Consider the following 13307-nt stretch of genomic DNA (forward strand, 5'->3'; position numbering starts at 1 on the left):
GCTCAACTGAGGTGTTAAGCGTTATTAAAATGAAAGGTTAAGTCATAAGGCTATAACCAACAGCACAAGCTAACAGATGAAAAGATATCGCAATAATAGCTGCCTAGTCACTCTGCAAGTACTAACGAGGTTTAGTTTTATTTAATGACAAAAAAACCAGCATCTAGCTGGCTTTGTTTTTCTATGGTTTGACTAATATTATTGCGCGATTTTCACACGAATTTTATTTTTTGCGATTTTGGTTTCATGTAGATTAGACAAGGCTAGTTTTGCTTCTTTTTCATCGGGCATTACAACAAAAGCAAAACCTTTTGATTTGGCCGTTTCTTGGTCTAAAACTAAGTTACATTCAGTGACAGTGCCATGAGCAGAAAATAAAATACGGAGTTCCTGTTCGGTTGTCGTACGAGAAAGGTTGCGAACTAAAAGTTTCATAATTGACCATAGGTATGTGATTGCGGCCGTAATTATCTCATAGTTTGGCAATAGACCAAGCTATTTTCTGCATTTGAGTAAAATAACTTAGCCACATAGCCGTGCTCAACGTTCAAAATCTGTCTATTAAAATGCAGCAGGTATAGGCGCCATGGTGTGGCAAAGTTATTGTGCAGCACCTTAAGTATTTCAATAGTCGCGGCTATTGCTCTAACAAATAGGTTAATACTCAGCTTATAAAATTAATTGCTGCAGTGACAAATCCTTACTTCTTTCGCTTAACTGCGCCAAAAGCAATTCAGCTGTTGCGATAGCGTCATTGAGTGCATTGTGGGCATAGTGCTCAGGCAGGTCGTACTTTTCGCGTAAGGCTAACAGTCTTAATTCAGAAGGGTCGTAGGCCACATCTCTTTTATCGAGTCTTCTTTTAGCGACCACTAAGGTGTCTATGATGGGAAATGGTGGCGCCATGCCATAGAGTTCAAGGCAGGCTTGTCGCAAAAACTGTCGTTCAATACGGGCAAAGTGTACTAACATCACTTTGCCTGCAAGGCGTTTAAGTAATTGTTCTATGACCTCGGCTAAAGGCTGGCCTTGGTCTTTTTGATCGTCAGTAATTTGATGAATAGTAACGTTATTGGCCTTTAAGCTGCCTTTAGCGTTAATAATCTGATGATAACTGCTACCAAGCTTTATTTGATTATAGTTCAATTCTACGCAACCGACGCTGAGTAACTTATCTTGCACCGCATCTAAACCTGTGGTTTCAAAATCTACCGCTAAAATTGGAATACAATTCAACGGCGTGTAAAGCGGTGGAAAGGGTACGCTGAGAAAATCACGTAATGGCCCTTTAGGCGCCTTTTTTAGCATACGTTTACGTTGTGCTTCGTAACCGAATAGCCAGCAAGTTAATGGATGATGGTTTAACATAATAAATGGCTATCGCTAATAGGTTGACTGACGGCTGTCTTGCATGGTTTTGATCACTTTAAAGGCATCTTTTAAGTGTTCACGCTCGAGTTTAGATATCTCTTTAGGTGACAAGTAGTTATTAGGCTGTTGTCCTTTTTGTAATTTGTTGGCTTGGTGCATCATGCGCAGCATACTTAAAAATTCATAGGCATCAATAAGGTTTGCTGCCGATGCTTTGGTTAATGACGGTGTTCCTGCGGCTTGCTTTAACCGCTCTATGGTATTGACCGAAGAAATCCCCTCAGATAATGCATAAATACGGGCCAGATCAACTATTGGGGCAATACCGTTGTGTTTTAAATCTAGTGTGGCTTTATTTTCGCCATCTTGAATTAAGACAAAATCACGAAAAAAGCCTAGTGGTGGCCTTAAATTTAAAGCATTACGTGATAAATGTGCAATAAATAGCGTGCTACTTTGGGTTTTTTTTAACATTTTCACTCGCACTTGCTCGAGTAAACTACTCTCGCCATAAACCGTGATTAAGTCAAAAAAAGTGCTGCAATGCATTAAGGCTTTTGGGTCTGGTGTGTTAATCCACTGGGCAAAATATTGTGACCATTTTTTTTGTGTTTGACACCACTGAGGATTTGTCGCCATGACATTGCCTGGGCAGTAAATAAAACCACAAGCAGCTAAGCCATCAGAAACAAAAGTAGCAAGATCTTTAAACCAGTAGCCATGCTGCGGTTGCATGTCGTTTGAAATGATCAAGGCGTTGTCTTGATCTGAGTGAGCAAATTGCTCTTGTCTTCCTTGCGAACCTGCGGCCAACCACGCGTAAGGCACAGGTGGTGGGCCTAATAATTTTTCCGCCATTTCAATTAATCGAATGGTAAACGCCATGGTAATGGCACTAATACTTTTACCAACATGGTCAGCGGTAGTGCCTAGTTTTGCCATCCGAATTTGCAGTTTGGGTATCATGCTACTGATTTCGATGAGTTCGTCGACCGATTTTGCTTTATGAATAATACTGGTAATGTTGATGGCATTTTGCCCTTCATTATTCATTAAATCAGTGACAGTGACCATGCCCTTGAGTTGGCTATCTGCAGTGACAGGTAAATGATGAATATGCTTTTGTGTCATCATCATTAACGCGTCATAGGCGGTACTTTTAATATCGATTGTCGCCATGTCATCGGTCATGATTACGCTAACCGGTTGCTCAATACCTAAGCCTTGCGCCACACAGCGCCGACGAATATCTTTGTCGGTGACTATACCGAGTAACTGATCATTTTGTACAATAACCAAACACGAAAAACCTTGTTCGGTCATCAAAATAGCCGCTTGTTGAATACTAGTGTCAGGACTTACGGTAAAAACAGGGTCATGACAAAAATGAGCGATTGAGCTATTAAGTAATGAAGAGTTTAAAATAGCGTCTTCATTAACTTGCAGCATTTTTTTATTGAGGCGTTGCTCAGATGTTTGCTGAAAAAATGCCAGCACATCGGGATATTCACTGACCAGCTGGTGAAAATTATGGTAATTAATGCTGTAAAGCAAAGTATCTTCATCAGAGGTAACTTTAGCCTTGTCATCATTATTTAGGCAAAAAGCGGTACAAATATCGCCTTCACTATATTTCCCCAATAACTCATCATTTTCAGTGACATAACTTAATGCACCTTTGCGTAATATGTAGAGGTTCGCTGCTACAATACCCTCTGGAGGTAGCGACTGCCCCCTACGCACATAACAAATACTGATCTCTTTAACGACTTGTTCGATGATATTACTCGGCAATAAATCCATCGGAGGAATCGCTTGTATAAATTCACTGATTTCGGTTAATGCTGAGTCCATGGCAATATCTCCAATAAGTATCCTTAGTGTATTTAGATGAATTGTAACCCTTAAGTCAACTTTTTCACCTGTGTTCTAGACTAAAGTTTAATATGAGAGTCGAAAAAAGATTGTTAGTGTGTAGCCTGGAGTAGGTTAAGTATTCATTTATCCAAGTTTGCTTGTGCTAGCTGGTCGAATTAATAGTCAACATTACTTTAAACAACGGGTATAAAGCGTATAAAAATCATAAAACGCTGTGCCTATTAAGCTAAACAGGTTTAATAGGAATAATTGCTAGGAGAGAATGATGGAAGGTAATGCAACATATTGGTCAGAGAATCTGCGCCTAATATTTATAAGTCTTGTTATTTGGTTCGTAGTTTCATTTGGTTTTGGTTTACTGCTTGTTGAACCATTAAATGAGATACGTCTAGGTGGGTATAAGCTAGGTTTCTGGTTTGCACAACAAGGTTCGATTTACACATTTGTTGGTTTAGTTTTTTGGTATACCAAAAAAATGAACGAACTTGATAAAAAATATAACGTGGAGGAATCATAATGGATGAGTTAAAACTTTATACTTACATTGCCGTGTTCGGTTCTTTCGCCGTTTACTTTGGTATTGCTTGGTGGGCGCGTGCGGCTTCAACGAGTGATTTCTATGTCGCTGGTGGTGGTATTACGCCAATGCAAAATGGTATGGCTATCGGTGCCGATTGGATGAGTGCTGCGTCATTCATTTCAATGGCGGGTATGATCTCATTCTTAGGTTATGGCGGTTCTGTTTTCCTAATGGGTTGGACGGGTGGTTATGTATTACTCGCCATGTTGCTTGCACCTTACATGCGTAAACACGGTAAATTTACTGTACCTGAGTTTATTTTTGATCGTTATTATTCAAAAACTGCACGTATTGTTGCGGTTGCTTGTTTAATCATCGCTTCATTAACTTACATCATAGGTCAAATGAAAGGTGTGGGTGTTGCTTTCTCTCGCTTCTTAGAAGTTGATTATGATTTAGGCCTTTACATCGGTATGTTCGTTGTTTGGGTTTATGCGGTACTCGGTGGTATGAAAGGTATTACTTATACGCAAATTGCTCAGTATTGTGTATTGATTTTTGCTTACACTATTCCAGCAGTATTTATTTCTTTACAGTTAACAGGTAACCCCATTCCACAACTAGGCTTAGGTTCTACCTTGGCAGATGGTAGTGGTGTTTACTTACTTGATAAGCTAGACATGGTAGTTACTGATCTTGGTTTTAAAGAATACACTACTGATAACATGGGTAGCTCAGTAAATATGTTCGCCTATACCTTATCACTGATGATTGGTACAGCAGGTTTACCTCACGTTATCATGCGCTTCTTCACTGTTCCTTCAGTAAAAGCAGCACGTCAATCAGCAGGTTATGCTTTAGTTTTTATCGCTTTATTGTACACAGTTGCTCCAGCAGTTGGCGCTATGGCTCGTTTGAACTTAATGAACACTATTGAGCCAGCAGCCGGTCAAAATATGGAATATGCTGAACGTCCTCAGTGGTTTAAAGACTGGGAAAAAACTGGTTTATTACAATTCGAAGATAAAAACGGCGATGGTAAAATACAATACAACGCTGATAAAACAACGAATGAAATGATTAAAGTTGACCGTGACATTATGGTACTGGCTAACCCTGCAATCGCAAACTTACCAAACTGGGTAATTGCATTAGTTGCCGCTGGTGGTTTGGCTGCCGCTTTATCTACTGCAGCCGGTTTACTGTTAGCAATATCCTCATCAATTTCCCATGATTTAATGAAAGGTATATTAACGCCCGATTTAACTGAGAAAAATGAGTTACTAGCAGGTCGAATTGTTATGACCATATCGGTTCTGGTCGCTGGCTGGTTGGGTTTAAATCCGCCTGGCTTTGCCGCAGGAACGGTGGCCCTAGCCTTTGGTTTAGCTGCATCGTCAATATTCCCAGCACTAATGATGGGCATATTCTCTAAGAAAATGAGTGGCACTGCAGCAGTATGGGGTATGTGTTCAGGTATCGGTGTAACTATGCTTTATGTGTTCCAACACAAAGGCCTTATGTTTATTCCAGGTACATCTTTCTTAGGTGATATGGGTCCTAACTGGTTCTTTGGTATTTCACCTAATGCCTTTGGTTCAGTCGGCGCATTTGTTAACTTTGCTGTAGCCTTTACGGTATTAAGATTTACAGGTCCAGCGCCAGCTCATATCCAACAATTGGTTGAAAACTTCCGTACACCACATGGTGGTGTTTCAACAGCACATGATCACTAATAGCGTGTGATGGTATTTAATACCAATTAAATAAAGGCTCCACTTGTGGAGCCTTTAGCTTTTATTGTTAAGGATGGCTTTAAGCTAGATAGTCAGCTGATGTAAGATACACAGTTGTAAAATAACCTTTAAATTTGAATACTAAAAAAATAAGGATAATCATGAATCGTCATACAAGAACAGCATTAATAGTGGCACCGTTTCTTATCTTGGGTGGCTACATTGCGTCAGATTTTTATATCGAAAATAAAGCAGATCAAGAAAGAGTATTTAATATGGTGCCATTTGGTCTTTGTGATGTGATCAATGAAAAGTGTGTGTTGAAATCAGGTACATTTGAGGTCAATGTTTATGATAAAGCAGGCACTACAACATTAAATTCGACTTTTCCGCTCGATAGTGCAACATTTTTTTTAGTTGATAGTAACAACCAAGCCAGTGCTTACCCTTTAGGCATGATTGATAGTGCCTATTACTGGCAGAGCCCAACACCTTTACGCAATAAGATTAGTAACAAGGGTGATAAGCAAAAATTACGCATTATTGCTAACATCAAAGGTGGTCAATATATTGCAGAGTTTTATACTCAAACATTAAATTAGCGTTGAACTTTAAGTTTAATGACATCTCTGAATAAATCAATATAATCAGATGATTAATATCAGTTATAGAGAAGTGTTATGTTTCCAAATTGGCAATTAGCAGGCTTAAGTTTTGCTTATATAGGTTTGCTGTTTTTTATTGCCTATATTGGAGATAAATACCGTCATAAATTATTACGCAAAAGCCAGGCGATAATTTATGCATTAACCCTAGGCGTTTACTGTACGTCGTGGAGTTTTTTAGGCACTACTGGACAAGCGTCGAGTAATTTCATTTCACATTTACCAATCTATTTAGGGCCTATACTGCTCTTTATATTCGCTTGGCCTTTCATTCAACGCATTATTAGCGTTAGTTTAAAATTAAATCTTACTTCGATCGCTGATTTACTAGCCGCTCGCTTTGGTAAATCACATAACTTAGCCATTTTAGTGACCATAGTCGCGTTAGTGGGCACCATGCCTTATATTGCGCTGCAATTAAAAGCCATTGTTTATACTTTTCAACAGCTGCAAGCAGAGCGGAGTTTAGCTAATTGGCATTTTGGTTTAATCGTTAGTTTAGTCTTAGCCGGCTTCACCATAGTATTTGGTGTGCGTAATATCGATGTAACTGAACGTCATCCGGGTGTTATGCTCGCGATAGCCTTTGAATCTTTAGTTAAGCTGTTTGCCTTCGCTGCCGTTGGTATTTTTGTTACCTACGTCCTCTTTGATTCGCCCATGGAAATTTGGCGTCAATCGTCAACTGTCCTAAATCTTGAGCAGCAACTGAACTTTCCCAATATTATGTCAATGTTCGCTATGCTAGTGATCACAATGGCGGCATTTTTATCATTACCACGGCAATTTCAAGTCATGGTAGTTGAACTTAAAGATGAAAAAGATACTTGGCTTAGTCGTCGGATTTTCCCACTTTACTTATTAATATTTGCAATTTTTGCGGTGCCGTTAGGACTAGCGGGACAGTTATTATTGGGTGACAGTGTTCCCTCTGATGCTTACGTATTATTCCTACCTTGGTATCAGCAACAACCTTGGTTAACCTTGTTATCCTTTTTGGGCGCAATATCTGCTGCCAGTTCTATGGTAATAATTTCTTCTATTGCTTTGAGTACTATGCTCAGTAATGAAATTGTTTTTCCTTGGTTATATCGAGCAAATAAACACCATGAAACAGATTACGATAATTTCCGTTTACGATTATTAACTATTCGTAAAATATTAATTTTATTTGTCATTTTATTAGGCTATGGCGTGTTTTTGATGACATCGCCAGACACCTTAAGTTCTTTAGGTGAAATAGCCTTTGGTGCTTTTGCTCAATTAACGCCCGCATTAGTCGCCGCTTTTTATTGGCGTAGAGCCACGTTAACTGCGGTTTATGGCGGAATTGTGATTGGTTTTGGTGCTTGGTTAACGCTCAACTTTCTGCCACAGTTTGGCCTTTATCCAAACCCCTTTGAAGGCGGCTTTTTACCCGCTAATGCAATGGCAAGTCTGTTGTCTTTATCCGCTAACATCATTGCCATGTGGTTACTTTCTCATGTCAGTCGTCAAAGTGTACAAGAGCGTATGCAAGTATCCTTGTTTATGGAATACAAAGCGCCAAAAGCTTTACAGTTACAACGTAATAAACAAATTAATTATCAAGAGCTTGAACTATTACTTTCGCGTTTTGTTGGTGAAGAAAAATCCAGCGCTAGTGTTATACAATTTCAGTGTTCAACAGACAAAACACAAATGAGCAATGTGGCATATAACCAAAAGTTATTGCAGCACACTGAAAATACTTTGGCGAGTGTTATGGGGGCATCGTCTGCCCGTTTAGTATTATCGTCGGCGTTAGATGGTCGTGATATTGCTTTAGACGAAGTGGCGGTATTAGTGGAAGAAGCGTCAAGCCAACGACAACAATATAGCCAAGATTTATTACAAAGTGCGATCGAAAATGCCAGTGAAGGGATTTCCATTGTTGATAGTGAGCTAAATCTTGTGGCCTGGAACAAAAAGTATGTTGATTTATTTAACTATCCCAGCGAGCTTATTTTTCAAGGTAGCCCCGTCAGTGATTTAATTCGCTTTAACATACGTCGAGGTTTATGCGGTGTGGGTAAGGTTGATGAGCAAGTCAGTAAGCGCCTAATGCATTTACGCAATGGCAGTCCGCATAGCTCTGAACGAGAAGATAGTGACGGTAGAGTCATACGCATTGAAGGTAATCCGCTACCGGGTGGTGGCTTTGTGATGCTATTTTCTGATATTACCGTCTATCGTCAAGCCGAAAGAGGTTTAATTGAAGCCAATGTGGATTTGGAAACACGGGTGCTTGAGCGAACACAAAAATTAGAGCAAACCAACGATGCTTTAGCTTTAGCCCGTGAAAAAGCGGAGCAGTCGCATATTAAAAAAAGCTTATATTTAAAAGCTTGTAGCCATGACTTAATGCAGCCATTAGAAGCGGCGCGGCTATTTACCTCAGCTTTAGCTAGCCAAGGTAATTTAACGGCAACACAACAACGACAGGTAGATAATATTGACCACTCTTTAAAGGTAGCCAATGACCTAGTAGCAGATTTGGCAGAAATTTCCCGGATTGAAAGTGGTAATATAAAACTCAATATTAGCTCTTTTTCATTGAAATCTTTATTTGATGATATTGCCAAAGAGTTTTCTGCCAGTGCTATGGAACATAAAGTGGAGTTTCGAGTACGCTGTAACTCAATGTGGTTACGTTCAGATCGAAGTTTATTACGCCGAATATTGCAAAATTTAATTGGTAACGCCTTTCGTTACGCCAGTCCAGGTAAGATATTGTTAGGGGCACGAGCGAAAGGAGATATGGTTGATATACAAGTGCTAGATAATGGTCCAGGTATTCCTGAAGAAAAACAAACCATGGTATTTGAGCAATTTACCCAATTAGATAATCAGCAGAGTTCATCAGCAGGAGGTTTAGGCTTAGGGCTAAACATTACCCAAAGCTTAGCTAAATTATTAGGTCACCCTTTAGCGCTGAGTTCGCAAGTGAATATGGGTTGTAAATTTACCGTTGGGGTTGAACGCACTCGAGCACAACGAGAATCAGTAGCCGCAAAACCTGTGGTTAATTTGGGTTTAAGCGATGTTACGGTAATGTGTATTGATAATGACCCTGATGTATTAAGTGGTATGGTTGAGCTATTATCAGTATGGGGTTGCAATGTATTGGCCGCGGATTCATATCATCAAGCACTGTCAATTTTTGCTGAGCAAAAAAACGATATTGAAATACTGTTAGTCGACTATCAACTCGATGGTGACTTTAACGGTATCGCGTTAATTACAGCGCTAAGAAAGTTGAGTCGACACTACGTACCTGCGGTGTTAATTACCGCCACTACAGATAGTAACCTAGAGGAAAAAGCCCTAGCAGCAGATATTGGTTTTATGCGTAAATTAATTAAACCTGCCGCGCTTAGAGCCATGATGAGTTCGATGTTAACGAAAAAAATGCAAGAAAAATATTTGCAATAATGAGTCGTGATACCCTTACTTATTTTCAACTTTAGTGATTCAAGTTCAGGTTACTACACACTAACTGTCTTGTAATTGCACATCAGAAATATCAAGTTGAGCAATAACGATAACAGCTTGTGTGCGGTTACGAACATCAAGTTTACGAAATATTGCCGTGGCATGCGCTTTGATGGTCGCCTCTGAGACATTTAAATCATAAGCAATTTGTTTATTAAGCATGCCTTGGGCGAACATCATTAAAATTCTATATTGTTGTTGAGTCAGGCTAGCAACACGCTCTGCGATATTATTATTGTCTTGCATCGGTGACGATTCACTGTACGCATCAGGTGTCCAAACATTACCTAATAAAACTTGTTGAATGGCATTATAAATATCTTCAACAGGGGTAGACTTTGGAATAAAGCCTGAAGCGCCATAGCCCATAGATTTATGTATAGTTTCGTGGTCTTCATGAGCCGATACCACTACAACCGGTATTTGTGGAAAATGATTACGTACATGTATCAAGGTATTAAAGCCATGGGCACCGGGAATATGCAAATCTAGTAATAGCAGATCACTGTCGTTATTGTCGCGCAGTTGCTGTTCTAGCTCAGCTATAGTTTGTGCTTCCAACCAATGTGTTTGGGTGAGTTTTAATTTTAATGTCCCTAATAATGCTTGTCTAAATAATGGATGATCGTCAGCTATTATAATTTTTTCTGGCTGAATCATATCGTTATTTCCTTTATAAAATTTATAGGATGCCAACCTTATTTTAGGTTGTTTACGTTTGGTTGTTCATTAGACTTTAGTCTAGCAAACATTTTGCAGATCTGATCTGAGTTTATCCAAATTAATCAAATAGTGATAAAACCGAGCATATGACAGTAGCAAATAAAAAATAAAAAATAAAATCGAATGATAGCGCACTAAAATAAAGCGCTACAGCATCACTTACGACTTTTCTGGAATATTGGCTAATACGGCTAACAATAACTGCCAATAGCGCTCAACGGTCGCTATTTGTACTTTCTCGTCTGGTGAGTGAGGGAATTTGATCGTTGCTTTGGCCGATACTACCGGTGATAAACCAATGGGTGTCGGCATCCGCAATGCTGCTGCTGTTGGTTATCACTGGCATATCACCAGCCTTGATTTCAATCGTATCAGTGATGTCATCAAGAGTATCAGTGATTTCACCTGTACCTATGTCATCCCTATTTGTCGCTGCCACGGTTGCTTCAGTAAACGCACCAATATTAACGAACACTTCATCCTCTGAACTGCTATCGGTTACCTTACCTGCGAGCTCATCGGTATCGCCGGTCAATAACACCTCGTTAGATGCCTAGATAGTTAGCGCAGTATCGTCTAACACATGCTCTGTCACGCTATCGGCAACTGTATCTGTCACAGGCTCGGTTACCTCAAGCACTGATGTTTCATTTTCGTTGATACTTGCCGCAGTCAATGTTGGCAAAACCGCCTCATCGCTAATTAAAGGAGCGGTCGCTGATTGCAAGAGCCCTTTTTCCTTGTAGACTCGTTTAGCTCACTGGATGATTTAGCATAAGATAAAGCTGTGCTGTATTGGCAGTAGTAGACTGCTCAATAAGCACAGCTAAACTTTATTGCTGGTAATATTTACCGTCGTGATTACTTATTCCTGCAGCTTGATCAACGCTGTAAATTGTCCATTTCATATCAGTAGCAGACTTATGACTCGAAAGCACTGCAATAATGCGGCGGTTACGAGCATGACTTTCCTCATCGTCACCTTCCACTATAAGTTTATTAGAGCTATAACCTATGGCAGTAATGCGAGCTTGCTCAATATTATACGTATTCACTAATATATTTTTGATGCTCTGTGCTCTATCTTGCGATAATATGTTATTGAACCAATTTGCGCCCTGTTTGCTAGTATGCCCCTCAATAGTCAAGTTAGCGCTAGGAAACTCATTCATAAAATCAGATAATTGCTTTATTTCAGGTAAAAATTCATTTCCAACAGCATAAGAACCATTGGTGAAATTTACTCGCAATGTACGGCTTTCTTTTTCTATGTGATCGAATCCACAGCCAAGATTACCAACTAAAGCACCTGATAAGCTATCTGAACAATCATCGCGGGCATTAATTACTCCATCGGCTTCGCTATCTGCTAAATCAAATTTTTGTACCGTCGGCTCAGGTGTCATATCTTTGACCTGCATTGAACAGGCTGAGATAGATAAAGCTAACATAATTGTCATTATATAATTCATTGTATCAATTCCCTCCGGAAATTTTGTTAACCTTGCCAAGATGTTGGACGCGTTACTTTTAATGAATCAAGTAATAGACCCATTGAATGCAAAACACGATATTGTGCGATGATTTCGCTCATCTCCGCAGTTAAGAAATCGATGCGCGACTGATACAGTTCATTTTCAGTATCAAGTAAATCTAACAGGCTGCGCTGCCCAATACGATATTGCTGTAGATAATCCAACTGTGTATCGTTTGCAGCTATGACATGTTTTTTAATATATTTTTTTTGTAGATTAAGTTGCTCAAAAGCATTCCAAGATAGCATAAAACCCTCTTCTACCTGGTGATAGGCACTGCGATTAAGGTCTTTTGCTTGATTCATTTTATAAGCAATCTCTTTGGCATAGGCTTTATCTTTTCCACCCGAAAAAATATTATATGAAAAGCGCACCATGGCCGAAACTTCATTCGATTCTCCATTAGGACCAAATGCATCACTATCAATACCATTTCGGTTATTATCATAGTTGGCATTAATAACAAGTGACACTTTTGGATAATAAGTCGATTTTGCAGATTTATATTGATAATTTGCAGCATTAATATCATTTGCTGCGGCTTTAATAACAGGGTTGTTTTCCAGCGCTGTTGTTAAACCTTCGTTTTTATATTCAGGTAAGAATGATGAATCAGGGTAAGGCACAACTAAATTATCTGGACGTTGGGCAATAACTCGATAAAACATAACGTCACTATCCAAATAATTATTCCTGGCGGCAATCAAACTTGAATGTGCCTTCGCAAGGCGGCTATTGATCTGTGATAGTTCAGCACTGCTACCTAAGCCTGACTCTGTGCGAGATTTTATCTGCTCATATATTTTTTGATGAGAGGCGAGGTTTTTTTCTGATAACTCCACCACTGTTTTAGCTTCAATTAGCGCAACATAAACTTTACTGACTTGTAGCGCCAAATCCTCAGCTTTACTATATAAACGCCACTGCTCTGCAGTTGCGTCAGAACGAGTTCGGCTAACTTCACTTCTAGTATGGAAACCAGCAAATAAATTTTGTGTAATACTAAGCCCTATTTCCCTGCGGTTCAAAGTTGGAGTATCCGCATTTAAACTTCGCGTATTTCGCGTACCAGGACTATCAGTATACTCATAGCCAATTCCCCCAGTTAAATCAACCGTTGGAAAATAGCCAGCTTCAGCTTGCTCCACTAGTTTTTCAAATACTTTAAACTGCGCATAAGCGACCCTAATGTCAGGGTCAGTATCTAACGAATAAGCAACCGCTTGCTCTAATGACTGCGCGTTAGACAATAGAGGAGCGAACATCGCTGCACATAGCAAACCGGTTGCTACTTTGTTTACCAATCTTAATTTATAACGTTTCATCACGACTCCATTTATATTTATATTTATATTTATTTATTTAT

The 13307-nt window shown here is 39.4% G+C and carries 12 protein-coding genes; 4 read left to right on the forward strand and 8 right to left on the reverse strand.

Annotated elements, in window-relative coordinates; translation table 11 throughout:
* Positions 1 to 198: 198 nt before the first annotated feature.
* From H4J59_RS03770 to H4J59_RS03780, 3 genes are all read right to left on the reverse strand, one after another.
* A complete protein-coding gene (locus H4J59_RS03770; RefSeq protein ID WP_146877867.1) occupies positions 199 to 435 on the reverse strand; it encodes an RNA-binding protein in 237 nt (78 codons plus the stop codon).
* 234 nt (positions 436 to 669) lie between these two features.
* Positions 670 to 1368, reverse strand: coding sequence for an exonuclease domain-containing protein (locus H4J59_RS03775; RefSeq protein WP_182236925.1), 699 nt, complete (start codon positions 1366 to 1368; stop codon positions 670 to 672).
* A gap of 15 nt (positions 1369 to 1383) precedes the next feature.
* Positions 1384 to 3225: a putative nucleotidyltransferase substrate binding domain-containing protein gene (locus tag H4J59_RS03780; protein WP_182236927.1), complete on the reverse strand. Its 1842-nt coding sequence runs from the start codon at positions 3223 to 3225 to the stop codon at positions 1384 to 1386.
* Positions 3226 to 3514: 289 nt separating this feature from the next.
* Between H4J59_RS03780 and H4J59_RS03785 the strand changes: the two genes are divergently transcribed.
* The 4 genes from H4J59_RS03785 to H4J59_RS03800 all read left to right on the forward strand — a co-directional run bounded on the left by H4J59_RS03785 (position 3515) and on the right by H4J59_RS03800 (position 9623).
* Positions 3515 to 3766, forward strand: a complete 252-nt coding sequence (locus H4J59_RS03785; protein WP_182192523.1) for a DUF4212 domain-containing protein — start codon at positions 3515 to 3517, stop codon at positions 3764 to 3766.
* Entirely contained in the window at positions 3766 to 5505 is a 1740-nt protein-coding gene (locus H4J59_RS03790; protein ID WP_182192397.1) for a sodium:solute symporter family protein, read from the forward strand. The genes H4J59_RS03785 and H4J59_RS03790 overlap by 1 nt, the downstream gene beginning before the upstream one ends.
* Before the next feature lie 161 nt (positions 5506 to 5666).
* The gene (locus H4J59_RS03795; protein ID WP_182236929.1) at positions 5667 to 6107 is read left to right on the forward strand and encodes a hypothetical protein; all 441 of its coding nucleotides are present in this window, start codon (positions 5667 to 5669) and stop codon (positions 6105 to 6107) included.
* Between the two features lie 78 nt (positions 6108 to 6185).
* Entirely contained in the window at positions 6186 to 9623 is a 3438-nt protein-coding gene (locus tag H4J59_RS03800; protein ID WP_182236931.1) for a PAS domain-containing hybrid sensor histidine kinase/response regulator, read from the forward strand.
* A 60-nt stretch (positions 9624 to 9683) separates the two neighbouring features.
* Here the strand turns inward: H4J59_RS03800 and H4J59_RS03805 are convergent, their stop codons facing one another.
* The 5 genes from H4J59_RS03805 to H4J59_RS03825 form a co-directional block, all read right to left on the reverse strand.
* The gene (locus H4J59_RS03805) at positions 9684 to 10343 is read right to left on the reverse strand and encodes a response regulator transcription factor (RefSeq protein ID WP_182236933.1); all 660 of its coding nucleotides are present in this window, start codon (positions 10341 to 10343) and stop codon (positions 9684 to 9686) included.
* 277 nt (positions 10344 to 10620) lie between these two features.
* Positions 10621 to 10947 (reverse strand): hypothetical protein, encoded by a 327-nt coding sequence (locus H4J59_RS03810; RefSeq protein ID WP_220469713.1) that lies wholly within the window; start codon positions 10945 to 10947, stop codon positions 10621 to 10623.
* Positions 10948 to 10959: 12 nt separating this feature from the next.
* Positions 10960 to 11133, reverse strand: coding sequence for a hypothetical protein (locus H4J59_RS03815; protein ID WP_182236937.1), 174 nt, complete (start codon positions 11131 to 11133; stop codon positions 10960 to 10962).
* Between the two features lie 106 nt (positions 11134 to 11239).
* Complete coding sequence (locus H4J59_RS03820) at positions 11240 to 11878, reverse strand: OmpA family protein (protein ID WP_182236939.1); 639 nt, start codon at positions 11876 to 11878, stop codon at positions 11240 to 11242.
* A gap of 26 nt (positions 11879 to 11904) precedes the next feature.
* Positions 11905 to 13266 (reverse strand): TolC family outer membrane protein, encoded by a 1362-nt coding sequence (locus tag H4J59_RS03825; protein ID WP_182236940.1) that lies wholly within the window; start codon positions 13264 to 13266, stop codon positions 11905 to 11907.
* Between the last annotated feature and the right edge of the window lie 41 nt (positions 13267 to 13307).

This window comes from Colwellia sp. MB02u-10 (assembly GCF_014077185.1).
Classification (GTDB): domain Bacteria; phylum Pseudomonadota; class Gammaproteobacteria; order Enterobacterales; family Alteromonadaceae; genus Cognaticolwellia.

What these genes read in the sequence shown, in the direction of transcription:
- H4J59_RS03770 (WP_146877867.1), bottom strand. Translation starts at nt 435, where the DNA reads ATGAAACTTTTAGTTCGCAACCTTTCTCGTACGACAACCGAACAGGAA.
- H4J59_RS03775 (WP_182236925.1), bottom strand. Translation starts at nt 1,368, where the DNA reads ATGTTAAACCATCATCCATTAACTTGCTGGCTATTCGGTTACGAAGCA.
- H4J59_RS03780 (WP_182236927.1), bottom strand. Translation starts at nt 3,225, where the DNA reads ATGGACTCAGCATTAACCGAAATCAGTGAATTTATACAAGCGATTCCT.
- H4J59_RS03785 (WP_182192523.1), top strand. Translation starts at nt 3,515, where the DNA reads ATGGAAGGTAATGCAACATATTGGTCAGAGAATCTGCGCCTAATATTT.
- H4J59_RS03790 (WP_182192397.1), top strand. Translation starts at nt 3,766, where the DNA reads ATGGATGAGTTAAAACTTTATACTTACATTGCCGTGTTCGGTTCTTTC.
- H4J59_RS03795 (WP_182236929.1), top strand. Translation starts at nt 5,667, where the DNA reads ATGAATCGTCATACAAGAACAGCATTAATAGTGGCACCGTTTCTTATC.
- H4J59_RS03800 (WP_182236931.1), top strand. Translation starts at nt 6,186, where the DNA reads ATGTTTCCAAATTGGCAATTAGCAGGCTTAAGTTTTGCTTATATAGGT.
- H4J59_RS03805 (WP_182236933.1), bottom strand. Translation starts at nt 10,343, where the DNA reads ATGATTCAGCCAGAAAAAATTATAATAGCTGACGATCATCCATTATTT.
- H4J59_RS03820 (WP_182236939.1), bottom strand. Translation starts at nt 11,878, where the DNA reads ATGAATTATATAATGACAATTATGTTAGCTTTATCTATCTCAGCCTGT.
- H4J59_RS03825 (WP_182236940.1), bottom strand. Translation starts at nt 13,266, where the DNA reads ATGAAACGTTATAAATTAAGATTGGTAAACAAAGTAGCAACCGGTTTG.